The 23,166-nt window shown below is 66.8% G+C and carries 25 protein-coding genes; 17 read left to right on the top strand and 8 right to left on the bottom strand.

Translation table 11 applies throughout. From position 1 onward, the window contains the following. Positions 1–55: 55 nt before the first annotated feature. Both ahcY and KBY93_RS07690 read left to right on the top strand, forming a co-directional pair. The gene (gene ahcY / locus KBY93_RS07695) at positions 56–1,516 is read left to right on the top strand and encodes an adenosylhomocysteinase (RefSeq protein ID WP_255093706.1); all 1,461 of its coding nucleotides are present in this window, start codon (positions 56–58) and stop codon (positions 1,514–1,516) included. A gap of 93 nt (positions 1,517–1,609) precedes the next feature. Next, a complete protein-coding gene (locus KBY93_RS07690) occupies positions 1,610–2,266 on the top strand; it encodes a DedA family protein (protein ID WP_255093705.1) in 657 nt (218 codons plus the stop codon). A gap of 76 nt (positions 2,267–2,342) precedes the next feature. Here KBY93_RS07690 and KBY93_RS07685 read toward each other — a convergent pair whose 3' ends face one another. After that, positions 2,343–2,759, bottom strand: a complete 417-nt coding sequence (locus KBY93_RS07685; protein ID WP_255093704.1) for a single-stranded DNA-binding protein — start codon at positions 2,757–2,759, stop codon at positions 2,343–2,345. 168 nt (positions 2,760–2,927) lie between these two features. Between KBY93_RS07685 and KBY93_RS07680 the strand changes: the two genes are divergently transcribed. The 7 genes from KBY93_RS07680 to KBY93_RS07650 all read left to right on the top strand — a co-directional run bounded on the left by KBY93_RS07680 (position 2,928) and on the right by KBY93_RS07650 (position 9,424). Beyond that, positions 2,928–3,974, top strand: a complete 1,047-nt coding sequence (locus KBY93_RS07680; protein ID WP_255104379.1) for a rod shape-determining protein — start codon at positions 2,928–2,930, stop codon at positions 3,972–3,974. 5 nt (positions 3,975–3,979) lie between these two features. After that, on the top strand, positions 3,980–4,744 hold the full coding sequence (gene mreC, locus KBY93_RS07675; RefSeq protein ID WP_255093702.1) for a rod shape-determining protein MreC: 765 nt from the start codon (positions 3,980–3,982) through the stop codon (positions 4,742–4,744). 3 nt (positions 4,745–4,747) lie between these two features. Beyond that, positions 4,748–5,260: a rod shape-determining protein MreD gene (gene mreD / locus KBY93_RS07670; protein WP_255093701.1), complete on the top strand. Its 513-nt coding sequence runs from the start codon at positions 4,748–4,750 to the stop codon at positions 5,258–5,260. 4 nt (positions 5,261–5,264) lie between these two features. Further along, positions 5,265–6,590 carry a sugar ABC transporter substrate-binding protein gene (locus KBY93_RS07665; protein ID WP_255093700.1) on the top strand — a complete coding sequence of 442 codons (1,326 nt, stop codon included), beginning with the start codon at positions 5,265–5,267 and terminating at the stop codon, positions 6,588–6,590. A gap of 130 nt (positions 6,591–6,720) precedes the next feature. After that, the gene (gene rpaB, locus KBY93_RS07660) at positions 6,721–7,527 is read left to right on the top strand and encodes a response regulator transcription factor RpaB (protein ID WP_255093699.1); all 807 of its coding nucleotides are present in this window, start codon (positions 6,721–6,723) and stop codon (positions 7,525–7,527) included. Positions 7,528–7,592: 65 nt separating this feature from the next. Then, a complete protein-coding gene (lysS, locus tag KBY93_RS07655; RefSeq protein ID WP_255093698.1) occupies positions 7,593–9,113 on the top strand; it encodes a lysine--tRNA ligase in 1,521 nt (506 codons plus the stop codon). Between the two features lie 47 nt (positions 9,114–9,160). Then, positions 9,161–9,424 (top strand): hypothetical protein, encoded by a 264-nt coding sequence (locus KBY93_RS07650; protein WP_006172906.1) that lies wholly within the window; start codon positions 9,161–9,163, stop codon positions 9,422–9,424. Between the two features lie 47 nt (positions 9,425–9,471). On the opposite strand, the gene KBY93_RS07645 is transcribed toward KBY93_RS07650, so the two are convergent. From KBY93_RS07645 to egtB, 5 genes are all read right to left on the bottom strand, one after another. Then, complete coding sequence (locus tag KBY93_RS07645) at positions 9,472–10,272, bottom strand: YdcF family protein (RefSeq protein WP_255093696.1); 801 nt, start codon at positions 10,270–10,272, stop codon at positions 9,472–9,474. Positions 10,273–10,288: 16 nt separating this feature from the next. After that, positions 10,289–10,822 carry a hercynine metabolism protein gene (locus KBY93_RS07640; RefSeq protein ID WP_255093694.1) on the bottom strand — a complete coding sequence of 178 codons (534 nt, stop codon included), beginning with the start codon at positions 10,820–10,822 and terminating at the stop codon, positions 10,289–10,291. Positions 10,823–10,841: 19 nt separating this feature from the next. Then, positions 10,842–11,066, bottom strand: a complete 225-nt coding sequence (locus KBY93_RS07635) for a hercynine metabolism small protein (protein WP_094556192.1) — start codon at positions 11,064–11,066, stop codon at positions 10,842–10,844. Between the two features lie 21 nt (positions 11,067–11,087). Then, a complete protein-coding gene (egtD, locus tag KBY93_RS07630; RefSeq protein ID WP_255093738.1) occupies positions 11,088–12,062 on the bottom strand; it encodes an L-histidine N(alpha)-methyltransferase in 975 nt (324 codons plus the stop codon). 71 nt (positions 12,063–12,133) lie between these two features. Continuing rightward, the gene (gene egtB / locus KBY93_RS07625) at positions 12,134–13,357 is read right to left on the bottom strand and encodes an ergothioneine biosynthesis protein EgtB (RefSeq protein ID WP_255093693.1); all 1,224 of its coding nucleotides are present in this window, start codon (positions 13,355–13,357) and stop codon (positions 12,134–12,136) included. 101 nt (positions 13,358–13,458) lie between these two features. Here egtB and KBY93_RS07620 point away from each other — a divergent pair, with 101 nt between their 5' ends. The 8 genes from KBY93_RS07620 to KBY93_RS07585 all read left to right on the top strand — a co-directional run bounded on the left by KBY93_RS07620 (position 13,459) and on the right by KBY93_RS07585 (position 21,595). Then, entirely contained in the window at positions 13,459–14,484 is a 1,026-nt protein-coding gene (locus KBY93_RS07620) for a cysteine synthase A (protein ID WP_255093692.1), read from the top strand. Further along, on the top strand, positions 14,484–16,490 hold the full coding sequence (locus tag KBY93_RS07615; RefSeq protein WP_255093691.1) for a protein kinase domain-containing protein: 2,007 nt from the start codon (positions 14,484–14,486) through the stop codon (positions 16,488–16,490). The genes KBY93_RS07620 and KBY93_RS07615 overlap by 1 nt, the downstream gene beginning before the upstream one ends. A gap of 78 nt (positions 16,491–16,568) precedes the next feature. Then, complete coding sequence (gene queC, locus KBY93_RS07610; RefSeq protein ID WP_255093737.1) at positions 16,569–17,237, top strand: 7-cyano-7-deazaguanine synthase QueC; 669 nt, start codon at positions 16,569–16,571, stop codon at positions 17,235–17,237. Beyond that, positions 17,234–18,568 carry an anthranilate synthase component I family protein gene (locus KBY93_RS07605; RefSeq protein ID WP_255093690.1) on the top strand — a complete coding sequence of 445 codons (1,335 nt, stop codon included), beginning with the start codon at positions 17,234–17,236 and terminating at the stop codon, positions 18,566–18,568. Before queC ends, KBY93_RS07605 begins: the two co-directional genes overlap by 4 nt. 62 nt (positions 18,569–18,630) lie before the next feature. Beyond that, positions 18,631–19,383, top strand: a complete 753-nt coding sequence (locus KBY93_RS07600) for an aminotransferase class IV (RefSeq protein WP_255093689.1) — start codon at positions 18,631–18,633, stop codon at positions 19,381–19,383. Between the two features lie 50 nt (positions 19,384–19,433). Continuing rightward, positions 19,434–19,931: a hypothetical protein gene (locus KBY93_RS07595; RefSeq protein ID WP_255093688.1), complete on the top strand. Its 498-nt coding sequence runs from the start codon at positions 19,434–19,436 to the stop codon at positions 19,929–19,931. A 99-nt stretch (positions 19,932–20,030) separates the two neighbouring features. Further along, positions 20,031–21,236 carry a formamidase gene (fmdA, locus tag KBY93_RS07590; RefSeq protein WP_255093687.1) on the top strand — a complete coding sequence of 402 codons (1,206 nt, stop codon included), beginning with the start codon at positions 20,031–20,033 and terminating at the stop codon, positions 21,234–21,236. Between the two features lie 86 nt (positions 21,237–21,322). Further along, a complete protein-coding gene (locus tag KBY93_RS07585; protein ID WP_255093686.1) occupies positions 21,323–21,595 on the top strand; it encodes an FmdB family zinc ribbon protein in 273 nt (90 codons plus the stop codon). A gap of 25 nt (positions 21,596–21,620) precedes the next feature. Here KBY93_RS07585 and urtE read toward each other — a convergent pair whose 3' ends face one another. Both urtE and urtD read right to left on the bottom strand, forming a co-directional pair. Further along, positions 21,621–22,346 carry an urea ABC transporter ATP-binding subunit UrtE gene (gene urtE / locus KBY93_RS07580; RefSeq protein ID WP_255093685.1) on the bottom strand — a complete coding sequence of 242 codons (726 nt, stop codon included), beginning with the start codon at positions 22,344–22,346 and terminating at the stop codon, positions 21,621–21,623. A 29-nt stretch (positions 22,347–22,375) separates the two neighbouring features. Next, positions 22,376–23,122, bottom strand: a complete 747-nt coding sequence (urtD, locus tag KBY93_RS07575) for an urea ABC transporter ATP-binding protein UrtD (protein ID WP_255093683.1) — start codon at positions 23,120–23,122, stop codon at positions 22,376–22,378. Positions 23,123–23,166: the final 44 nt, after the last annotated feature.

Here is a 23,166-nt window from a genome sequence, read left to right as displayed (position 1 = left end):
GTCTCTGCAGATATTTCAACCCATCCTCCTCCCTTTGAGGGAGTGTCTTCAACCCATGGTGGTTTCCCCCCCCGCGGCTGTGGCCGACTCCACGCTCAGCAATTCCCTGTCGGGCCTGCAGGTCACCGCGTCCTATGTGATCGCTGATCTTGGCCTGGCGGAGTTCGGCCGCAAGGAGATGGCGATTGCCGAAACCGAGATGCCAGGCCTGATGGCCCTGCGTCAGACCTACGGCAGCCAGCAGCCGCTCAAAGGCGCCCGCATCGCCGGCAGCCTGCACATGACGATTCAGACGGCTGTTCTGATCGAAACCCTGGTGGCCCTCGGCGCTGAAGTGCGCTGGGCATCCTGCAACATCTTCTCCACCCAGGATCACGCTGCGGCGGCGATTGCTGCGGCCGGCATTCCAGTGTTCGCCTACAAAGGTGAAACCCTGGACGAATACTGGGCCTTCACCCACCGGATCATGGAGTGGGCCGACGGCGGCACCCCCAACATGATCCTTGACGACGGTGGCGACGCCACCGGGCTGGTGGTGCTGGGCACCAGGGCGGAGCAGGACCCTTCGGTGCTCGATAACCCCGGCAGTGACGAGGAGATCGCTCTTTTCAACTCCATCCGCCAGCGCCTGGCGGCTCAGCCCAGTTTCTATTCGCGCATCCACGCCCAGATCCAGGGCGTCACAGAGGAGACCACCACCGGGGTCGCCCGTCTTTACCAGATGCAGAAGAGCGGTGAACTGCCGTTCCCGGCCATCAACGTGAACGACTCGGTCACCAAGAGCAAATTCGACAACCTCTACGGCTGCCGTGAATCGCTGGTGGATTCGATCAAGCGTGCCACTGATGTGATGGTGGCCGGCAAGGTGGCCCTGGTCATGGGCTATGGCGATGTGGGCAAGGGTTCAGCCCAGTCGCTGCGGGGCCTTGGTGCCAGCGTGATGATCGCTGAGGTGGATCCGATCTGCGCCCTGCAGGCGGCCATGGAGGGCTACCGGGTCGTTCGACTCGACGAGGTGGTGCGCGACGTGGACATCTTCGTGACCGCCACCGGCAACTTCCGCGTGATCACCCACGACCATCTGATCCAGATGAAGGATCAGGCGATCGTCTGCAACATCGGCCACTTCGACAACGAAATCGATGTTGCGTCGCTCAAGCAGTATCCCTGGGACAACATCAAGCCCCAGGTGGATCATGTGCTGTTGCCCAGCGGCAACAAGATCATCCTGCTGGCGGAAGGCCGTCTGGTGAACCTGGGTTGCGCCACTGGCCACCCCAGCTTTGTGATGAGCAACTCCTTCACCAACCAGGTGCTGGCTCAGATCGAGCTGTTCAGCAAGGGCGACCAGTACGGCAAGGAGGTCTACGTGTTGCCCAAGCATCTCGATGAGATGGTGGCCCGCCTCCACCTCGACAAGATCGGCGCCAGGCTCACCGAACTCACCCCCGAGCAGGCCGATTACATCAACGTGCCTGTTGAAGGGCCCTTCAAGTCGGACCACTACCGCTACTGAGTCCGTCCCTGGGACAGCGGCTGCTGAGGAAGTCTCAGCAGCCTGGGCAGGTCTCCACCCCATGGAAGACTTGCAGATGTCGCGGATGACCGGATGGAGATTGAGCTGATCCAGAGGCTGCCGGAGTTGATCGGTGCGGCCGTGGCTGCCAATCCGATCGCTGGGTACGGGGCCATCTTCGGGGCCATGTTTCTGGAGAATCTCTTCCCGCCCATCCCCTCCGAGTTGATCATGCCTCTGGGGGGGTTTTACGTGCAGCAGGGGCAGCTGGCCTTTGTGCCTGTGGTCCTGGCGGGACTGGCTGGCACGGTGCTGGGGGCCCTGCCCTGGTACGGCGTCGGTCGTCTGGTCAATGAGGAGCGCATCGAGCACTGGCTTGAGCGTCATGGCCGCTGGATCGGCATCAGCCCTCAGGAACTGCACCGCAGCCGCAACTGGTTCAACCGCCACGGCACTGCACTGGTGTTCTGGGGCCGGCTGGTGCCTGGCATCCGCACGCTGATCTCCGTGCCTGCCGGCATAGAGATGATGCCGCTCGTTCCCTTCCTGCTCTGGACCACGGCCGGCAGCCTGATCTGGACCCTGCTGCTGACCGTGGCGGGAATGGCGCTCGGGAAGGGCTACACCAATGTGGAGGTCTGGCTGGAGCCGGTGGCCCAGGTGATCAAGGTGCTGCTGGTGCTGGTGGTGCTGGCCTTCGGGGTCTGGCTGGGGCTGAGGACCTGGAAAAAGCGTCAGGACAGGCCCTGACGCGAGTCCACTGAACCGAGGCTCCTGAACCGAGGCTCTTGAACGAGGCCGCTGGGGTAGAGCTTCCGGATCAGTTTCAGAAGGGCACTTCCTCGCTGCTGGGTTCGCCGCCGCCGTAAGCACCGCCGCCGAAACCTCCATCGCTGCCACCCTCGCCATAAGCCCCCTGCTCGGCGTCGCGCTTGGAGCCCAGCAGCTCAAGCCGGTCGACCCGCACCACGGGCTTGCTGCGCTCCTCGCCGGTGGCGCGGTCCGTCCAGCGGTCGAGCTTGAAGGAGCCGATGATGCCCAGCAGTGAGCCCTTGCGGACGTAGTCGGCAGCCACCTGGGCCTGCTTGCCCCAGATCTCGAGGTTGAACCAGTCGGGTTCGTCGTCGCGGCTGCGGCGGTTCACGGCAAGCGTGAGGTTGGCCACCACGCTGCCTGATTCGAAGTAGCGCACTTCGGGGTCGCGGCCGGCACGGCCGACGAGGGTCACGGAATTCACACCCATGGGGGTCTCCAGAAAAGGGGGGATGGGGTCACTTGGACCCATGATGCGCCACGTCCTGCAGCGCTTCTCTCTGCTGGTTCCACCCTTTGGCCCGGATGTCCCACCCCGGTCCAGCCGAGGGGGTTTCAAAGGGGCCCACCTATGATTCGCCCCGCTTGCAGCGCTCCAGTGTTTTTTCGTCGTTTCCAGCTATCCCGTGACATCGGCATCGATCTGGGAACGGCCAACACCTTGATGTACGTTTCCGGTAAGGGGATCGTGCTGCAGGAACCGTCGGTGGTGGCGCTTGATCTGGAGAGGGGCGTGCCCCTGGCGGTGGGCGATGAGGCCAAGCTGATGCTGGGCCGCACTCCCGGCAACATCCGCGCCGTACGTCCCTTGCGCGACGGGGTGATCGCCGACTTCGACGCCGCCGAGATGATGATCAAGTCGTTCATCCAGAAGGGCAACGAAGGCCGCGGCATCGTGGCGCCACGGCTGGTGATCGGCATTCCCAGCGGCGTCACCGGCGTGGAGCGCCGGGCGGTGCGGGAGGCCGGTCTGGCCGGTGCGCGTGAGGTGCATCTGATCGATGAGCCGGTGGCGGCTGCCATCGGTGCAGGTCTGCCGGTCACCGAACCCGTGGGCACCATGATCGTCGACATCGGCGGTGGCACCACTGAAGTGGCAGTGCTCAGCCTCGGCGGCACCGTGCTCAGTGAGTCGGTGCGGGTGGCGGGCGATGAGATCAGCGATGCCATCACGGTGTACCTCAAGAAGGTGCACAACCTGGTTGTGGGCGAGCGCACCGCTGAGGAGATCAAGATCAGGATCGGATCCGCCTTCCCCGACGACGCTCACGACGAATCCTCGATGGATGTGCGCGGCCTGCACCTGCTCTCCGGCCTGCCCCGCACGATCAATGTGCGTGCCGGTGACATCCGCGAGGCGATGGCCGAACCGCTCAACGTGATCGTCGAAGCCGTGAAACGCACCCTGGAGCGCACTCCGCCCGAGCTGGCTGCCGACATCGTCGATCGCGGCATCATGCTTGCGGGCGGTGGCGCCCTGGTGCGGGGCATCAGCGAGCTGATCAGCCACGAGACCGGCATCCTCACGCACGTGGCTCAGGATCCCCTGCTGTGTGTGGTCAACGGCTGCGGCCAGGTGCTGGAGGATTACAAGCGCCTGGAGCGGGTGCTCGACACCCCTGACTTCACCCGTCTCTCCAGCTGAGTCCGGTGCCGTTCGGACGCCTCTCCCGCGTCCCCTGGCTGAGGCCGGTGGTCGGAGCCTGGCCCTGGGCCCTGGTTGCGTTTGCCCTGGTGGCGGTCCGCCTCAGCAAGGGTGCCCTGCTCAGCGATGCCTACGCCCTGCTCAGCCGCCCCTTCTGGCCCGGCAGCGCCCAGAAGGAGTGGTTGCTGGCGTCTCAGCAGCTGGATCAGCAGACCAGGCTCAGCCAGCTGGAGCTCGACAACCGCCGCCTGCGCAGCCTGCTCGATCTGCAGCGGGCCGATCCCGGAAAGGTCACCGCGCCGGTGATCTCCCGTGAACCCGGTGGCTGGTGGCATCAATTGGTGCTGGGGGTCGGTGGGCTGCAAAACATCCAGGCGGGGGATTCGGTGATTGGCCCCGGCGGCCTGATCGGGCGGGTGGAGAGCGTCACCCCCACCACGGCCCGGGTGGCCCTGCTCACCGACACCGCCAGCAAGGTGGGTGTGTGGGTGGCGCGCACCCAGCGCCATGGCCTGCTCACCGGGGTCGGCAGCAGCAGGCCTGTGCTGCGCTTTCTAGAGAAGGATCCCCAGGTGCGCCCAGGTGATGTGGTGGTGACCTCCCCCGCCAGCACGCTGGTGCCGCCTGGCCTGAGCGTGGGGGTGATCCAGTCGGTGGATGTCAAGGCGGTGCCGGCCACGCTGGCGGTGGTGCAGCTGAGTGCCCCGGTGGCCTCGGTCGACTGGGTGCAGGTGCTCACCCGCCGGGAGGCGGCCCCGGCGGGACCCTGAACCATGGCCAGCCTGCATCACCGCCCCCTGTTTGTGGTCAGCGCCCTGGTGGTGCCGTTGCTCACCCTGGCGGCGCCCGGCGTCCTGCGGATCGGCGGGGTTCCCCCCAGCTGGGCTGTGCTTTGGCTGCTGCCCTGGTCGCTGGCGGATGGACCGCTGTCCGGTGCCCTGGCGGGGCTGGCCCTGGGCCTGCTGCTCGACTGCCTCCACCTCGGTGGAGCCACCCAGATGCCCGCCCTGGCCCTGCTGGGTTGGTGGTGGGGCCGGCTGCCGCGGCGGGGCCCGCCGATCGAGCGGAGCTTCAGCCTGGGCCTGCTGGCCATGCTCGGCAGCGCAGTGCTGGGGGTGAGTGTGCTGCTGCAGCGTCAGGGGGGCGGCGGCTGGGCGGCACTGCTCACGGCGGCGAGCCTGCACACCCTGCTGGCCCAGGTGTTGGTCACGGCCCTGCTGGCACCGATGATCTGTTCGTTGCTGCTGCTGCTGTGGCGACGGCACAGTGCCAGCGCACGGGGGTGATCGGATGACGAAACCGATGCTGGATCGGCTCTTCCGCCCAGCACGCCGCTGGAGCCGGCGTGAGCTGATGGCTAGTGCCCTGGTCGCGCTGCTGGCCGGCTGCGGGATCCGTCGCTCCAGCGGACCGGAGCTTCAGTTCTGGACCCTTGATCTGGCCCCCAAGTTCAACGATTACCTGCGTGGGGTGATCGCCGCCTGGGAGCAGGAGAATCCGGGCCTCAAGGTGCGCTGGACCGATGTGCCCTGGGGGTCGGTGGAGCGCAAGCTGCTGGCGGCGGTGTTCGCCCGCACGGCGCCGGATGTGGTGAATCTGAACCCGCTGTTCGCAGCCAACCTTGCCAGCAAGGGAGGGTTGATGGATCTGGATCCGCTCCTGCCTCCGGATGCCGCCGCCAGTTATCTGCCTCTGATCTGGCAGGCCAGCCGCCAGGACGGCAGGCAGTTCGCCATCCCCTGGTATCTCACCGCGCGGATCTCACTGAGCAACAGGGATCTGCTCAACCGGGCGGGCTACAGCCAGCCCCCCAGCCGCTGGGAGGACGTGCCGGCCTTCGCGGAGGCGGTCAGGCGCCGCACCGGCATGTACGCCCTGTTCGTCACGGTGGTGCCCGACGACTCGGCGGAGTTGCTGGAGTCGATGGTGCAGATGGGGGTGACTCTGCAGGATCAGCGCCAGCGGGCCGCCTTCAACACCCCGCCGGGCCGCCGGGCCTTCGCCTTCTGGAGCGACCTCTACCGGCGGGGCCTGCTGCCGCGGGAGGTGGTGAGCCAGGGCTACCGCAGAGCGGTGGAGCTCTACCAGAGCGGTGAGCTGGCTCTGCTCTCCAGCGGCGCCGAGTTCCTGCGCAGCATTCAGACCAATGCCCCCGGCATTGCCGCGCTCACCCGGCCCGGGCCGCCGCTCACGGGCCCCGACGGATTGGCGAATGTGGCGGTGATGAATCTGGCTGTTTCGCGCCAGAGCACCAGAGCCAAGCAGGCGCTCAGCTTTGCCCTGTACCTCACCAATGCTGCCAATCAGGCCCGTTTCGCTGAGGAAGCCCGGGTGCTGCCTTCGGCGCGGCAGGCCCTCGAGCGCATCGAGCAGGGATTGCGCCAGCAGACGCCCGCAGATGCCAAGGAGCAGCTGGTGCGGCAAGCGCGGCTGCAGTCGGTGGAGACTCTCGGCCGGGCGCGGGTGCTGGTGCCGGCCACCCCAGGGGTGAAGCGGCTGCAGGCGATTCTCTACCGCCAGCTGCAGAAGGCCATGCTCGGCCAGATCGATAGCGATCAGGCGCTGGCGGAAGCGGAACGCGAGTGGAACGTCTACGCCGAAGCCCGCTGGCCCTGACCGGGCACTGCCCCCTGACTTGTGGAATAAATCATTAAGTCTTGGCTGAGTCCCCGCTGAGAGACTGAAAGCTCGCCGCTTCGTAACTGCCTCTCAAGGTATGGTTGCTTTTCTTCATGACTGGATTCCGATGCCTCTGGAAGCGGATCCCCGGCTACAGCAGGGTGAATCTTCCCCGGAGTCTTCATCAGAGCCCCGCGCCACCCTGCTGGTGGTAGACGACGAAGCCACCGTGCGCCGTGTGCTGGTGATGCGCCTTCAGCTGGCCGGCTACAGGGTGGTCTGCGCCGAAGACGGTGAGCAGGCCCTGGCCCTTTTCCATGACGAGCAGCCGGATCTGGTGGTGCTCGATGTGATGCTGCCCAAGCTGGATGGATTTGCCGTCTGCCGCAGATTGCGGGCCGAATCCTGCGTACCGATCATTTTTCTCTCGGCTCTGGATGCCATCGCCGAGCGGGTGGCTGGCCTTGATCTCGGTGCCGACGACTACCTGCCCAAGCCGTTCAGTCCCAAGGAGCTCGAAGCCCGCATCGCCACCATCCTGCGGCGTGTGGGCCGGGGCTCCGCCGCCGCCGAACCGCGCGACGTGCCTGCCGGACAGGGAGTCATGCGCGTGGGCGATCTGGTGGTCGACACCAACCGCCGCCAGGTCACCCGTGATGGTGAGCGCATCGGTCTCACCTATACCGAATTCAGCCTGCTGGAGCTGCTCTTCCGCGACCCCGGCCGGGTGGTGCCACGGGCCGAGATCCTCGAGCAGCTGTGGGGCTATCCACCCCGCCGTGCCGCCGACCTGCGCGTGGTCGATGTCTATGTGGCCCGTCTGCGCGGCAAGCTTGAGCCCGATCCGCGCAATCCCGAGCTGATCCTGACGGTGCGAGGCACCGGCTATGCCTCCCAGCGGATGGCCGAGCCGGCCGTTGCGGCCACCGCCTGAGGCCCTCGGCCCTTTCTGAGCTCCTCGGTCCTTCAGGATGGGGCTCCTGTCTGAGTTCTGCCGCCTTGCCGGAGACGCGCTTCAACCGCCTGGAGCAGGCCCGCCTGGAGAAGGCTGAGGTCCTCAGGGGCCTGGGCCTGGCTCCCTACGGGCTGCGCTTCGATCCCAGCCATCGCCACGCCGAGCTGCAGCGTCTGCATGCCGATCTGGCCAACGGCCAGGAGCGCGACGAGAGGGTTTCGGTGGCTGGACGGGTGATGACCCGCCGGGTGATGGGCAAGCTGGCCTTCTTCACCCTGCTCGATGAGACCGGCCCGATCCAGTTGTTCATCGAGAAGGCCACCCTGGCGGCTGCCCTGCCGGATCAGCCCGAGGCCTTTGCCCAGCTCACCACCCTGGTGGACAGCGGCGACTGGATTGGCGTGAGCGGAAGCCTGCGCCGCACCGACCGCGGCGAGCTCTCAGTGAAGGTGACCGACTGGCAGATGCTCAGCAAGGCCCTGCAGCCCCTCCCCGACAAGTGGCACGGCCTGGCGGATGTGGAAAAGCGCTACCGCCAGCGCTACCTCGACCTGGTGGTCTCCCCCCAGACCCGCGAGACCTTTCGGCGCCGGGCCCTGCTGGTGAGCGGCATCCGCCGCTGGCTGGATGAGCGCCAGTTCCTGGAGATCGAAACGCCGGTCCTCAATGCCGAGGCTGGCGGCGCCGAAGCCCGGCCCTTCACCACCCACCACAACACCCTCGATCTGCCGCTGGTGCTGCGGATCGCCACCGAACTGCACCTCAAGCGGCTGGTGGTGGGCGGCTTCGAGCGGGTCTACGAACTGGGCAGAATCTTCCGTAACGAAGGGGTGAGCACGCGCCACAACCCCGAATTCACCACGGTCGAGATTTATCAGGCCTACACCGATTACACCGACATGATGGCGCTCACCGAGGAGCTGATTGCCACGGTTTGCCAGCAGGTGTGCGGCACCACGGTGATCGAGTATCAGGGCACCACCATTGATCTGACCCCCCCCTGGCGGCGGGCCACCATGCATGAGCTGGTGGAGCAGGCCACGGGCCTGGATTTCAACGGCTTCAGCAGCCGCGAGCAGGCCGCTGAAGCCATGGCCGCTGTGGGTCTGGAGGTGCCTGATGCGGCCGACAGCGTCGGTCGTCTGCTCAATGAAGCCTTTGAGCAACGGGTGGAGGAGTCGCTGATTCAGCCCATCTTCGTGACCGATTACCCGGTGGAGATCTCCCCCCTGGCCCGCGCCCACCGCAGCAAGCCCGGGCTGGTGGAGCGCTTCGAGTTGTTCATCGTGGGCCGGGAAACCGCCAACGCCTTCAGTGAGCTGATCGATCCGCTCGACCAGCGCCGGCGCCTGGAGGCCCAGCAGGAGCGCCGCATTGCCGGTGATCTCGAGGCCCATGGAGTCGACGAAGACTTTCTCCATGCGCTTGAAGTGGGCATGCCCCCGACCGGCGGGCTTGGCATCGGCATCGACCGGCTGGCGATGCTGCTCACCGACAGCCCGAGCATCCGCGATGTGATCGCCTTCCCCCTGCTGCGGCCGGAAGCCCCGCCGCCGGTGGGCTGATCCGGCGCAATGAGATAATGGAGCTTAATCGGACTATCCCCCAGCCCATGAGCGGTGAGCGCGTCGGTTTCCGCTTCAAACACGCGGATGCGGTGGTCAAGCGCAATCCCCAGGGCCGCTCCCGCCGTGGCTGGGTGATGGAGCCTGTGGAGCAGACCACCAGCCGTGGCACCAAGATGCCGGCCTATCGCATCCGCTGGCGCGACAGTGAACGCCCCGAGATCGTGCTGCAGCACATGCTGATCGCCGATCCAGATCCCACGCCTCCCCCCGAGGGAGTGAGCCTGGAGCCCCCCGCTCCCAAGAAATAGGTCTGTCCGTCCGTTCGAACCCTTGGCCTCACCTTCAGTTCAGCTGTTCAACTCCAGCCCTTGAGGCGGTACACGAGCAGGCCGAGATGTTCCTTGACGGCCAGGCTGCTCAGCAGCAGGGATCCCGCGTCTGGCCAGAGTGACAGCAACACCGACCCGGCGGTGGGCGTGCCGAGCTGATCACGGGCCGGCAGCAGGTAGTCGCAGGCCACCGGCACAACCTTGAGCCCGCTCTGGCGGCGGAAGCTGGCCAGGGCTCTTGGCATGTGCAGGGCGCTGGTCACCAGCAGAACCGTGGACCAGTCGCGGTCTTTGCCGATCCGGCGCAGATCCTTCGCCTCCTCGGCGGTGGTCCTGGCCTGATCACTGAGCAGAAGGCGATCAGCGGGGACCCCCAGCTCCAGCGCCAGGTTGCGGGCGCTGATGGCTTCGGCAGGTGCTGGGTCCCCACCGCTGAAGCTCACCCGGCCTCCGCTCAGCAGCAGCAGGGGCGCCCGCTCCTCCCGCAGCAGCCGGATCCCGCTCAGCAGCCGGTCGCCGGCCTCATTCACCTCCACTCCGCTCCTGGGGGGCAACGCCGCCCGCAGGCCCCCGCCCAGGACCACGATGGCGTCACCCCTGGGCAGGGGCGAGGGGGTCAGGGCAGCGCTGCGGGCCTCCAGCCCCCAGACCAGTTCCCTGGCTGTGAGCGGCATGGCGCTGATCCAGAGCAGAGCCATGCCAAGGCCCCCAAGGGGGCCGCTCCAGCGGCGTCGCGGCCCAACCAGCAGGCCAGCCAGAGCGAGCAGCAAGCCCAGGCTCAGGGGATAGAGGAGTTGCGGCAGCAGCTTCGAGAACAGAAAGCCCAAGCGACGGATCTCCCGCTCAGGTGCTTGAGGGTCTGGAGCGGCGGCGCAGCTCCTCCAGCTCCTGGCGTGATTCGAAGTCAGCCCAGGCCTGCTCCAGGTCGGCCTCGGCCGGTGGGGCTGCAGCAGCGGCGGGCCGGCTGGCGGGTCTGCCGGATCCGGGGCGCGGCCGCTGCTCCAGCTCCTGCAACTCCTGCTCCACCCGGGCGAACTCCTTGCCCAGTTCCCCCAGCTGCTGCCAGCGGTCGCGTCCCTGGCCCATCAGCTGACCCTGATGGGCTTCGGCTCGTCCCGCCAGCTCCTGGGCACCGGCGACGCGGGCTCGCTGCACCCGCTCCTGCCACTGGGTGATCTCGCTGGCGATCTGCAGCAGGGCCTGACGCAGCTGCTCGGCCTGGGCCTGGATCTGCAGGCGCCGCTGGCGCAGGCGCCGTTGGCGCTCCTGCAGCTCCTCCAGTTCCAGCAGCTCCTGCTGGCCTGGGTGGTTTCCCAGGAAGGCTTCCAGCTGCTGCTCCAGCTGGGACTCCAGCTGATCGAACCAGCTGCTGCTCATGGGCGTGTCACAGGCGAGTTCACTCTGGGGCTCGGGTGATCAGGGGGGCTTCGATCTCTTCTTCCAGGGGCGTGATTGCCGCTTCGCGGGAGCGCAGCAGCAGCTGGGTGAGACGGGCGATCGCCCCTTCGCCGAGGTCCTGCCCACCGATCCGGTCGAAAGCTTCGCGGTAGAGCTGCTCCAGTTGTTCGATCAAGTCTTCGCGGGTTTCGCGCATCGCCCGCCGCTGGTCGTCCCTGCTCATCGCCGGCCTTCTCGCTGCTGATCAGGTGCTGAGTCTGCCTGGTGCGGCTCCCACTGTCGCCGGTTGCAGCAGGTGCAGGCTGAAGCTGCCGTCGTCGGCGCTCCAGCGCTCCAGGGAGTGCCAGCCCGCCGCAGCCGCCAGGGCGGTGAAGGCCTCCGGGCTGTACTTGTGGCTGTACTCGGTGATCAGGGATTCGCCGGCTGTGAACTGCCAGCTGGCTCCAGCGAGGCTCACCTGCTGGTCGCGCGCGCTCACCAGGGCCATGGCGATGCGCGAGTCCTGCGCCTGCCAGTGGGCCTCGTAGCAGAAGCTGCCGGGATCGAAGCTGCCTGCCAACTCCCGGTTGAGCCGCACCAGCAGGTTGCGGGCGAAGGCGGCGGAGTGGCCGGCCCGGTCGTTGTAGGCGGCTTCCAGCGCCGCAACCGAGCGTGGCTGGTCGATGCCGATCAGCAGGCGCCCATCGCTCCCCAGCAGCCGGGCGAACTGGGCCAGCAGGGTCACGGCTTCGTCGTGATCGAAGTTGCCCAGGGAGCTGCCGGGGTAGAAGCCGAGCCGCCGCTGCCCCGCCAGAAGGGGCTGCTCAGGCAGCTGCTTGAGCAGGCTGTAGTCGCAGCAGATGCCCAGTACCGGGATTCTGGGATGGCGTTGCTGCAGGTTGCGGCAGGCCTGCTGCAGATGCTCGGCGCTGATGTCGAGGGCCACGTAGGCCGGCGGGGCCAGGGCTTCGAGCAGCGGCGACACCTTGCGGGCGCTGCCGGCGCCGAACTCCACCAGTACCCCCTCGCCCAGGGCCGCGGCGATTGCGGCGGCATGGCGGTTGAGCAGGGCGGTTTCGGTGCGGGTTAGGCCGTACTCCGGTTGTTCGCAGATGGCATCGAACAGGCGGGAGCCCTCGTTGTCGTAAAGGAACCAGGCCGGCAGTTGCTTGGGTGTGCGGTTCAGCCCCTCGATCACCAGCCTGGCCATGTCGGCTGGGGCTGGATGCAGATCGAGCATGGTGATGCTTGACTCCGGTGGCTGCGGGAGCGCCGGTGTGACCGGCCGGGAGCTGAGGCCGGCGCGCCTGCTCATCGCCGATCCTGGGCCAGGCGCAGACCGCTGGCCATCCAGCGGCTCGCAGGCGGGAAGAAGTTGCGGTAGGTGAGGCGGCTGTGGCCGGGCGGGGTGAAATCGCTGCCGCCGCGCAGCACCATCTGGGAACTCATGAATTTGCCGTTGTATTCACCGACCGCGCCGGCTGCCGGCGCGAAGCCCGGGTAGGGACGGTAGGCGCTGGCGGTCCACTGCCACACCTGACCCTCCAGCTCCTCCGTGGCGGGGTGGGCGGCGCGGGCGGCGGTTTCCCATTCGGCTTCCGTTGGCAGGCGCGCACAGGCCCAGCGGGCATAGGCGTCGGCCTCGAACCAGCTCAGATGCCGCACCGGCGCCTCCGGACGCAGGGGCCGCCTCCCCTCCAGACTGAACTCCCAGCTCCAGCCGTCGCGTTCAGAGCCGCGCCAGTAGCGGGGTGCCCGCCAGTTGCGCGCCTGGACCAGAGCCCAGCCTTCGCTCATCCAGAGCTCGGGCCGGCGGTAGCCCCCAGAGTCGATGAAGGCCGCGAATTCCCCATTGCGCACCAGCCGGCTGGCGATCGCATGGGGCTCCAGCCAGTGGCGGTGCCGTGGCGCTTCGTTATCGAAGTGGAAGCCGCCCTCAGGATCGGCGCCGATCTCCACCAGGCCGCCGGGATGCTCGATCCATTGCAGCGGCTTCGCCACATCGCCAGGGGCGGCGGCGGCCTGGCGGTAGGCGGGCTCCAGGGGGTTGCGGCTGAAGCCATCGAGCAGATCCATCAGCAGCAGCTCCTGGTGCTGCTGCTCGTGCTGCAGCCCCAGCTCCAGCAGTGCCAGCACCGGCGCCGCCTTGGTCTGGGGTTGACTGACTAGCTGCTTCAGCAGCTCCTCCAGCCCTGCGTCAACCCGTTGCCGCCAGGCCATCACCTCCCGCATCGGTGGACGGGAGAGCAGCCCCCGCTGGGGGCGGGGGTGACGCTCGCCGATCGTGTCGTAGTAGGAGTTGAACAAGTAGCCCCAGCGGCTGTCCGCTGGTACGTGGCCCGGCAGGTGGGGCTGGAGCAGGAAAGTCTCGAAGAACCAGGTGGTGTGGCCGAGATGCCACTTGGGCGGGCTGGCGTCAGCCATGCCCTGCAGACAGAGGTCTTCAGGCTCCAGATCGGCCACCAGCTCCTCGCTGTGGCGGCGGATCGTCCCCAGCCGCTCCAGCAGGGCCGCGCTTGGTGCCGCGGAAGCCATGGCATGGGGGACAAGCTGCGGGAGAGCCTAGGCGTGATCGGCGGGCGCGGCTGACCCCCTTACGATCGGCCACAGCCAACCGTTGCGACACAGCCGCTGCCATGGGCATCCGCCAGGGATCCTGCACCCAGGCAGGCATCAGCCGAGGTTTCGTCGAAGCCGTCGGCAACACCCCCCTGATTCGCCTGGGCCTGCTCAGCGACCTGACCGGCTGCGAGATCCTCGGCAAGGCGGAGTTCATGAACCCGGGTGGCTCCGTCAAAGACCGCGCGGCCCTCGGCATCCTGCTGGAAGCCGAAGAGTCCGGAGCTCTGCAACCGGGCGGCACCGTGGTGGAGGGCACGGCCGGCAACACCGGCATCGGCCTCACTCACCTCTGCAATGCCCGCGGTTACCGCAGCCTGATCGTCATCCCTGACACCCAGTCGGCGGAGAAGATCGGTCTGCTGCGCAGCCTCGGTGCGGAGGTGCGCACGGTGCCGGCGGTGCCTTACCGCGATCCCAACAACTACGTGAAGCTCTCGGGCCGCATCGCCGCGGAAACGCCTGGGGCCATCTGGGCCAATCAGTTCGACAACCTGGCCAACCGCCGCGCCCATTACGCCAGCACCGGTCCGGAGATCTGGGAGCAGACCGGCGGCCGCATCGACGCCTGGGTGTCAGCCACCGGAACCGGCGGCACCTACGCCGGCGTGACCCTGTTCCTCAAGGAGCGCTCCGAGCGGGTGCGCTGTGTGCTGGCCGATCCCCATGGCAGCGCCCTCCATTCCTGGGCCACCGGCTCGGGGCTGCAGGCCGAGGGCAGCTCGATCACCGAGGGCATCGGCAACAGCCGCGTCACCGCCAACCTCGAGGGTGCCCCGATCGACGATGCGGTGCGCATCGACGACCAGAGCGCCCTCGACACCATTTATCAGTTGCTCTGGCGCGAAGGCCTGTTCATGGGTGGCTCTGTCGGGATCAATGTGGCGGCGGCGGTGGAAACGGCCCGCCGGCTCGGGCCCGGCCACACGATCGTCACCGTGCTCTGCGACAGCGGCGACCGCTACCGCTCCCGGCTTTACGACGCCGACTGGCTCGCCTCCCGCGGATTGAGCCAGCCCCACCGCCAGCGGGTTCCGGCCTGATGGATGCCGCTCCCGCCGCCGGGCCAGGTCTGCTGATCGCGGATCGCTACCGCCTGGAGGCGGAGCTCAGCCGCAGTCCCCAGGGGGTGCTCTGGCGAGCCAGCGATCAGCTGGCCGGTGGGGCGCTGATGGCCTTGCGCCAACTCGGCCCCGAGCAGGACCAGCAGCACTGGCGCCAGCTCTGGAGTCGCCTCCAGGGGGTGCTCCATCCCCAGATTCCCCGCATCGGTGAGGCCATCTCCCGGGGGGAGGAGCTCTGGTTGGTGCGTGAGTGGCAGGGGGGGCCTACCTACAGGGAGCTGCTGGAGGCGCGGCGCGAGCGGCAACTGGTCTTTGGTGCGGGGGAGGTGCTGCTGCTGGTGCGGCAGCTGCTGCCGGTCCTGGCGGCCCTCCATGGCCAGGACCTGGTGCATGCCGATCTCAGCCCGGCCAATCTGCTGCGCCGCGACCGCGACGGCCTGCCGGTGCTGCTCGATTTCGGCCTTGTGCGCGACGGATCGATCGAGGCTCCCGCCAGCGGGGCGACGCCCGGCTACGCGCCGGCGGAGCTGGGCCGGGGCGAACCCGTGCAGCCCTGGATGGATCTTCACGCTCTGGGTGTGGTGGCGCTGGTGCTGCTCACCGGAGAGGAGCCGGCGTCCATGCTCGATCCCAACACCCTCGCCTGGAGCTGGCCGGCCGCCGACCAGCTCGATCCGGCCCTGAGGGAGCAGCTGGAGCGTTTGCTGAGCTCCGATCCCGAGCAGCGCTTCACTACGGCGTCCCAGGCACTTGAGGCCTTTCAGCAGCTGCCGATGCCCGAGAGTCTTGGCCCCGTGGCCCGGGCCGACCGCACCGTCGTGCTGGTGTCTCCATCCGTGCCGTCAGTGGAGGTGGCCGAGCCGCCCGCCCCGGCTCCCCCGCCGCCTGCCGCCGTGCTGCGCAGCCGCCAGCAGGTCAAGGACGAGGCTGTGGAAGGCCGTCTCTGGCCGATGGTGATGGCCCTGGTGATCTCAGCGGTGGTAGGCATCAGCCTGGGCTGGTGGCTGCTTGGCCGCGGCAATGCCCCCAGCGAGGAGGTCAGGGAAGCCCCCCAGCGCCCCCTCACGGCCAGCCTGCCGCCCGGTGAAGTGGATCAACGCCAGGAGCTGCTCAACCGTCTGCGGGCCCTGCAGGTCGACCGCGGCTGGTTCCTCAATCTGGTGGACGCCAACCTGATGGCCCAGTTCCCCGAGCGGGGAGGGCGCCTGCCCAGCGATGCGCTGCAGGATGCCCCCCTGCGCAAGGTCTGGAATGAACTGGCGGAGGAGTGGTTGGCCCGGGTGGAGCAGTTGCCGATCGCCGTGCGCCGCAAGCTCGGCAGCCTCAGCGCCTCCGACTGGGAGGGCCAGCAGCGGCGGCTCGCCGCCCAGGGCCTAAGTGCCCCGGTGCTGCGGCAGCTGGTCTCCGGCAATGCCCAGTCCCTGCTGCCGGGCCGATCCAGCATGGACATCCCACCCGAGCCCTTCCGCCAGCTCTGGTATGCCGCCGCCCAGCAGACCCTCGAAAGCCTGCGGGTCGAGCCGATCCTTGCCCCTCCCGGTCAGGCCCGGGTGCAGTCGGCGGAACTGGAGGCCAACGGGGCCCGGGTGTTCCCGATCCGCATTCCCAGGGGCCACCAACTGGTGCTTGGGGTCAATGGCTCCCCGCTGATGCAGATGAGCGTCTTCGATGCCCAGGGCAATGTGCTCGAGCCCAAGGGACCCCTCAGGGTGGTGAGCCTGGGGGCGGTGCCCGGCGATCAGGCCCAGCTGCTGATCAGCAACGAAGGAGTAGCCCCTGCCTACATCACCCTCTCGCTGCGGGCCGATCCTCCCCCGCCGGCGCCGAGTACGCCGGAAACTGGTGAGCGCCCGGAGCCGGAGGGCCAGGAGGGGGGACCCGCGCGCCTTCAGCCCACAGATCCAGACACGCCGGATTCAGAACAGCGACCTGCCCAGCCCGAGGCACCGTCGCCGCCGGAGAACGCCTCGCCCCAGCCCCGCTGAGCGGAGCCTCACAATGGACGCTCCAGTTTCCGCGCAGCGTTGATCGGCGCCACCCACCGGCCATCCGACCCGGCACCACTGGCAGTAGCCCTGCTCTCTGGCGGCCTTGATTCAGCCACGGCCGCGGCTCTGGCGATCGAGGCGGGCTATCGGCTGATCGGCCTCTCCTTCGATTACGGCCAGCGCCATCGCCAGGAACTGGAGGCTGCCGCCTTCCTCGCGGCCGAACTCGGCTTGATCGAGCACCACACCATCGCCGTGAACCTGGCCGCCTGGGGTGGCTCGGCCCTCACCGACCCCGGCATCGCCCTGCCCGCCTCAGGGGTGGTGGATGGAGTGATTCCCCCCACCTATGTGCCGGGCCGTAACACCGTGTTCATCGCCCTGGGGCTGAGCCTGGCCGAGGCCCGGGGGGCCTCCCGGCTGGTGCTGGGGGTGAATGCGGTGGATTATTCCGGCTATCCCGATTGCCGCCCTGACTACCTCGCCGCGTTTCAGACCCTGGCTGACCTGGCAAGCAAGGCCGGCCGGGAGGGCCAGGGAGCCCAGCTCTGGGCTCCGCTGGTGAGCTGGAGCAAGACCCGGATCGTTGAGGAGGCCCTGAGGTTGCAGCTGCCGATTGAGCGAACCTGGAGCTGTTACGCGGGGGGGGGCGCCCCCTGCGGCCGTTGTGACAGCTGCCGCATCCGCGATGCCGCCCTTATGGAAGCCGGCCATCCCGAGCTGGCCAGCCGCGGACCTGGATGAGCCGGGAGCGTCTGATCCGCCCGTTGCCCTGGCGGGAACCCTGGCCCCTGGTGAACCGGCTGGCGCAGCAGCTGGGCCTCGAGGGGCTGGTCTGGCTGGACGGGGATGGCACGGCCCTGGGACGCACCTCGACCCTGGCCCTTGCTCCCCTGGAGCAGGTGGAATGCCGGGGCCTGCCGGCTGAGGCCGGGGCCGCTGATCCCTTCGCCGTGCTGCGCCGCTTGCTGGGGGCGGGTGGAGCCTGGCTCGGCTGGCTTGGTTATGAGGCGGGAGCCTGGGTGGAGCCTGATGCCCACTTGCGCGCTCCGGACACGGCCACCCTCTGGGCCGCTCGCTACGACCCGCTGCTGCGCTTCGATCTTCATGAGCGGCGTCTCTGGCTGGAGGGGGACGACCGGGGGCGGCTGGGGGCGATGGTGGCTTTGATCGAGTCGTGCCCTGAGGGACTGGAGTCAGAAGAGACTGGAGCGCTGCCTCCCCTGGCTCTGTCGCCCGGGCACTGGCACTGGCACACCACCCCGGAGGCCTTCGCACGCCAGGTGACGGCCCTGCGGGAGTTGATCGCCGCAGGGGATCTGTTCCAGGCCAATCTCACCGCCTGCCGCGAACTGCTGCTGCCGCAGCTGGTTTCACCTCTGGAGCTCTACGGCCGGCTGAGGCGCCACTGCCCGGCACCCTTCGGGGGGGTGGCGATCGCCTCGCTCGGCGAGGCCGGCGAGGCGGTGCTCTCAGCTTCACCGGAGCGCTTTCTGCGCCTGCAGGCCGACGGCCGGGTCCAGACTCGCCCGATCAAGGGCACCCGGCCCCGCCACCCCGAAGCCGCCGCCGATGCCGCTGCCGCCGCCGACCTGATCAGCAGCGCCAAGGACCGGGCCGAGAACGTGATGATCGTGGATCTGCTGCGCAACGACCTCGGCCGGGTCTGCCGCAGCGGCTCGATCGGGGTGCCGCAGCTGCTGGGGCTGGAGAGTTACCGACAGGTGCACCACCTCACCTCCGTGGTGGAGGGATCGCTGCGCTCCGGGACGGATCTGGTGGACCTGCTGCGAGCCTGCTGGCCGGGCGGGTCGATCACAGGCGCCCCGAAGGTGCGCGCCTGCCAGCGCCTGGGCGCCCTGGAGCCCGTGGCCCGGGGCCCTTACTGCGGTTCCCTGTTCCTGCTCGACGCCGATGGCAACTTCGACAGCAACATCCTGATCCGCAGCCTGATGCTCAGGGGACGGCGCCTGCGCGCCCATGCCGGCTGCGGCATCGTGGCCGATTCCAGCCCTGCCGCCGAGGCCGAGGAACTGGCCTGGAAACTGGATCCCCTGCTGGAGGCCCTGGCCTGAACGCGATCGCCTGGATCGATGGACCCGAGGGGGGGCGGTGGGGGACTCCCGGCAGCCTCGCTGTGCCGCTGTCGGATCGGGGCCTGAGCCTGGCCGATGGGCTGTTCGAAACGGTCCTGGTGGAGGGGCACCGCCCCCGGTTGCTGGCGCAGCACCTTCAGCGCTGGCGGCGGGGCGCGGCCGTGCTGGGGCTTGAGCCCCCACCGCGGCAGGAGCGGGTGGCGGTGCTGGCCGGCGAGGCGATCGAGCGCAGCGGGATCGGCAGCGGGGCTCTGCGGCTTAACTGGAGCCGGGGCGACGGGGGCCGCGGCCTCGAACCCTCGGCCGGACCAGGACGCTTCTGGTTGCAGCTCAGCGCCGCCCGGCCTGACTTCGGCTCGGTGTCCGCTGTGATCAGCCGTCTCGAGCGCCGCAATGCCGCCAGCCAGCTCAGCTCCTGCAAGACCTTCGCCTATGGCGCTGCCGTGCTGGCCAGGATGGAGGCCCGGCGGGCGGGTCAGGAGGAAGCGTTGCTGGAGAGCACGGCAGGTGGGCTTTGCTGCGGCACCAGCGCCAACCTTCTGGTGCGCCAACCCCGGGGTTGGTGGACTCCGCCGCTGACCAGTGGCTGCCTGCCAGGGGTGATGCGGGCCAGGGCCCTGGCCCTGGGACTGGTCCAGGAGGCTCCGGCGCCGATCGAGGCCTCCCAGTTGCGGCATGGTGCGCTGCTGATCAACAGCCTCGGCTGCCGACCGATCCGCTCCCTGGAGGGGGAAGTGCTGCCAACCTGGCCCGATCCAGAGCACTTCTGGCGTGGCTTGCTCGCTGACGACTGATCCAGGGGCCGTCGCCGGAAGCGGTTGTCATAGCGTCTGGTCATCAGCGGGTGAGCAGCGTGAGGGTCGAGGCGGCAGCGGTGATCCCGGGGTTGGCAGTGCTGCTGGCGGGGCTTTCGGCCTGCGGCGGGCCCAAGGATGTGGCTGTTCAGAACGCCAGGCTGGGGGATGTGCTGGTTGTGGCGGAGGGGACCCGGGTGGAGCTGGCCCAGACCTTCAAGCCCGGCGTGTCCAACGGCCTTTACAAGGGCGCCGTGCGCCTGCATGGGCCTGGCCAGCCGACGGATGGACGCCTGCATGCTCTCAACGCCGTCTGCAGCATCAAGGACACGCCCGGCTGGCCCAGCTACGACAACCTCTATGGCTACCCCATCACGGATGTTGCCGAGGCCGCTCAGCTGAGCGGCAAGAGTCGCTGGCAGATTCTTTATCACTTTGATGGGCGGATCGAGGCCAGTGGTGACTTGAAACCTCAGGCCTGGACGGCTCGGCTCAAGGACAACCTCTGCCGCCGCGGTGATTTCGATGACAGCACGGCACGCCAGTGACCGGGCCGCTGAGCGCGGGGTCCTGTAACCGCTGATACTGCTTGCCTTGGAGTGCTCGCGTTGGATGTGGGTGAAAACCGCACCGATCCCCTCCACTCGATGCCGAAAACACTATTCAAGGTCGATCTCACCAAGACGATGGACCAGCAGGAGATGCCGGGCCATAACCGCTGGCATCCCGACATCCCGGCGGTTGTTTCAGTCAATCCGGGAGATGTGTTCAGGATCGAATGCAAGGACTGGACCGATGGCCAGATCAAGGACAACGATGATCCGCAGGACATCGCCGATGTCAATCTTGAGGTTGTCCATGTCCTGAGTGGGCCGATCTGGGTGAATGGTGCCCAGCCTGGCGACATCCTGGTGGTCGATATTCTTGATGTCGGCGCCCTGCAGGGAGATGAATGGGGCTTCACGGGCATCTTCGCCAAGGAAAACGGAGGTGGCTTCCTCACGGATCACTACCCCAAGGCGGCTAAGGCCATCTGGGATTTCGAAGGGATCTACACCAGCTCCAGGCATATCCCCGGTGTGCGCTTCGCTGGCATCACCCACCCCGGCCTGATCGGCTGCGCTCCCTCCCATGAGCTGCTGCGGGAGTGGAACCGCCGTGAAACCGAGCTGGTGAACACCGCCCCCGACCGCCGCACCTACGGAGCTGGCCTTTCGGGCAGTGAGCCGGTGCTGGCGGCCCTGCCCAATCCCAACAGCGCCATCCTCGGAACCCTGCCCAGCTCGGAGTTTGAGCGAGTGGCCAATGAGGCGGCCCGCACGGTGCCTCCCCGTGAGCATGGCGGCAACTGCGACATCAAGAATCTCACCAAAGGCACGAAGATCTACTTCCCCGTCTATGTGGAAGGGGCCAAGCTCTCGATGGGAGACATCCACTTCTCCCAGGGGGATGGAGAGATCTCGTTCTGCGGCGCCATCGAGATGTCGGGCTACCTCGATCTGCATGTGGAGATCATCAAGGGTGGCATGGAGAAGTATGGGATGGTCAACCCCATGTTCAAGACCAGCCCCGTCGAGCCTCATTTCACTGATTACCTCGTGTTTGAGGGAATCTCGGTGGATGAGTTCGATGGCAAGCAGTACTACATGGATGTGCATATCGCCTACCGGCGGGCTTGCCTCAACGCAATCGAGTACCTCAAGAAGTTCGGCTACACGGGTGAGCAGGCTTATCTGCTCCTGAGCTGTGCGCCAGTCGAGGGACGGATCAGCGGCATCGTCGACATTCCAAATGCCTGTTGTACCCTGGCGATTCCAACATCAATCTTCGATCAGGATATTCTGCCCTGCTGATCAGCAATGGTCGATCGGGGGGTCTGAGCATCAGGCCCCCTTTCTATTGTGCTGACTTTTTGCCAAGATCTCTGTCTTCTCCAACGATGCCCGTCTACGAATACAGCTGCGCCAACGGCTGCGAAAACTATGAAGTCTGGCGCAGCATCGATCAGCGTCAGAGCGACACGAACTGTCCTGCCTGTGATGCTGAAGGCACACGCGTCTTCACGCCGGTGATGTCCCTCACCGGCCCCCTGCGCCTCAAGCAGGAACAGTCTGAACCGCGCTTGGTGCGCAAGCAAGGCACCTCCACTGAGGGAAAGCCCCGACTGAAGCAGAGCAGCACCCGTCCCTGGATGCTGAATCGAGGCTGCTGATACCCATTAAAGTGGACAGGTTCGATCAGACCGTCAGGAACTCCTTGATCACATCGTCGGAGAGTTGTTCCGTCTTGCCGCTGGCCACAATGCCACCCCGCTGCATGGCGTAATAGAAATCGGACTGGCGCACGAAGTGAAGATGTTGCTCCACCAGCAGCACGCTGATGCCAGTCTCCTTCATGATCCGCTGAACGGCGTGCTCGATGTCGAGGATGATCGACGGTTGAATCCCTTCGGTAGGTTCATCCAGGAGCAGCAGTTTTGGCTTGCCCAGCAGAGCCCGGGCGATTGCCAGCTGCTGCTGCTGACCGCCACTGAGGTCACCACCTTTGCGCTTGAGGAACTTCTCGAGAATCGGAAAGAGATCGAAGATCAGGGGGTCGATGTGGCGGTTCTTTTCGAGCCCTCCGGGCAGGGCCTCCATGCCCAGCAGGAGATTCTCTTTGACTGACACCTGGGGAATGATGTCACGGCCTTGCGAGACATAGCCGATGCCTGCCCGGGCCCTCCTGTAGGGAGGTTGATTCGAGAGCTGACCGTTGCCGTAGTCGATGGTGCCGGAACGCTGCTGCAGCAGACCGATGATGGTTTTGAGAAACGTGGTCTTGCCGACGCCGTTGCGACCGATCAGGCAGACCATTTTCCCCTCCTGAATGCTCAGGTCTACGTTACGGAGAATATGGCTTTCTCCGTAATACACATTCAGGCCTTGGACCTGGAGCAGGTTTTTTTCGCTGGTGGTAGACATGAGGGCGGTTGTTGAAGGTCGGAAAGCGTTTACTGTTCGGGCGGCCCCAGGTAGACCTCGATGACTCTGGGATCGGCTTTGACCTGGTCCAATGGACCCTCTGTGAGCACCTGTCCCTGGTGCAGAACGGTGACGTCGAAATCGAGATCCCGGATGAACTCCATGTCGTGCTCGATCACCACTACGGTGTGGTCGCCAGCCAGAGACTTGATCAGTTCGGCAGTCCGTAGAGTTTCCTCATCGGTGAGACCGGCAACCGGTTCATCCAGGAGCAGCACTTCTGGCGCCTGGGCCACCAACGAAGCGATGGCCAGCCACTGCTTCTGGCCATGGGAGAGGGAGCCGGCTTTCACGGAGGCGAAGGGTGCCAGTCCCACATAGTTCATGATGCGATGAACCTCGTCCTTGGCGGACTGAGGTAGCCTGGACCCCAATAGGCTGAAGGCGTTCTTCACAGGAGAAGCGGCCAGTTCGAGATTACGAAGCACGCTGAGGTTCTCAAAGACCCTCGGGGTCTGGAACTTGCGGCCGATCCCCTGACGGGAGATCTTCTGCTCTGAAACACCGAGCAGGGATTGTCCCTTGAAGGTTACCGAGCCTTTGGTGGGTCGCACCTTGCCGGTGATCACATCCAGAAACGTTGTCTTGCCGGCACCGTTCGGTCCGATGATCGACTTCAGCTCACCCTTGTACAGCTTCATGCTGAGATCGGTGAGGGCATAGAAGCCATCGAAACTCACGCTGACGTCATTGAGCTCGAGTAGAGGTTCTGACATGGACATCGGAGAGGTGCGTATTCGAGAAAGCAGTCAATAAGGAA

Source organism: Synechococcus sp. J7-Johnson, from assembly GCF_024345795.1.
GTDB lineage: Bacteria > Cyanobacteriota > Cyanobacteriia > PCC-6307 > Cyanobiaceae > Regnicoccus_A.
Note: the sequence above shows the minus strand (reverse complement) of the source record. Positions and strands in the feature narration are given on the sequence as shown.

Bases quoted from the DNA above. Each gene is read 5' to 3' on its own strand.
- ahcY (WP_255093706.1), top strand. From the start codon at position 56: ATGGTGGTTTCCCCCCCCGCGGCTGTGGCCGACTCCACGCTCAGCAAT.
- KBY93_RS07690 (WP_255093705.1), top strand. From the start codon at position 1,610: ATGGAGATTGAGCTGATCCAGAGGCTGCCGGAGTTGATCGGTGCGGCC.
- KBY93_RS07685 (WP_255093704.1), bottom strand. From the start codon at position 2,759: ATGGGTGTGAATTCCGTGACCCTCGTCGGCCGTGCCGGCCGCGACCCC.
- mreD (WP_255093701.1), top strand. From the start codon at position 4,748: ATGGCCAGCCTGCATCACCGCCCCCTGTTTGTGGTCAGCGCCCTGGTG.
- KBY93_RS07665 (WP_255093700.1), top strand. From the start codon at position 5,265: ATGACGAAACCGATGCTGGATCGGCTCTTCCGCCCAGCACGCCGCTGG.
- rpaB (WP_255093699.1), top strand. From the start codon at position 6,721: ATGCCTCTGGAAGCGGATCCCCGGCTACAGCAGGGTGAATCTTCCCCG.
- KBY93_RS07650 (WP_006172906.1), top strand. From the start codon at position 9,161: ATGAGCGGTGAGCGCGTCGGTTTCCGCTTCAAACACGCGGATGCGGTG.
- KBY93_RS07640 (WP_255093694.1), bottom strand. From the start codon at position 10,822: ATGAGCAGCAGCTGGTTCGATCAGCTGGAGTCCCAGCTGGAGCAGCAG.
- KBY93_RS07635 (WP_094556192.1), bottom strand. From the start codon at position 11,066: ATGAGCAGGGACGACCAGCGGCGGGCGATGCGCGAAACCCGCGAAGAC.
- egtD (WP_255093738.1), bottom strand. From the start codon at position 12,062: ATGCTCGATCTGCATCCAGCCCCAGCCGACATGGCCAGGCTGGTGATC.
- egtB (WP_255093693.1), bottom strand. From the start codon at position 13,357: ATGGCTTCCGCGGCACCAAGCGCGGCCCTGCTGGAGCGGCTGGGGACG.
- KBY93_RS07620 (WP_255093692.1), top strand. From the start codon at position 13,459: ATGGGCATCCGCCAGGGATCCTGCACCCAGGCAGGCATCAGCCGAGGT.
- KBY93_RS07615 (WP_255093691.1), top strand. From the start codon at position 14,484: ATGGATGCCGCTCCCGCCGCCGGGCCAGGTCTGCTGATCGCGGATCGC.
- KBY93_RS07605 (WP_255093690.1), top strand. From the start codon at position 17,234: ATGAGCCGGGAGCGTCTGATCCGCCCGTTGCCCTGGCGGGAACCCTGG.
- fmdA (WP_255093687.1), top strand. From the start codon at position 20,031: ATGCCGAAAACACTATTCAAGGTCGATCTCACCAAGACGATGGACCAG.
- KBY93_RS07585 (WP_255093686.1), top strand. From the start codon at position 21,323: ATGCCCGTCTACGAATACAGCTGCGCCAACGGCTGCGAAAACTATGAA.
- urtE (WP_255093685.1), bottom strand. From the start codon at position 22,346: ATGTCTACCACCAGCGAAAAAAACCTGCTCCAGGTCCAAGGCCTGAAT.
- urtD (WP_255093683.1), bottom strand. From the start codon at position 23,122: ATGTCAGAACCTCTACTCGAGCTCAATGACGTCAGCGTGAGTTTCGAT.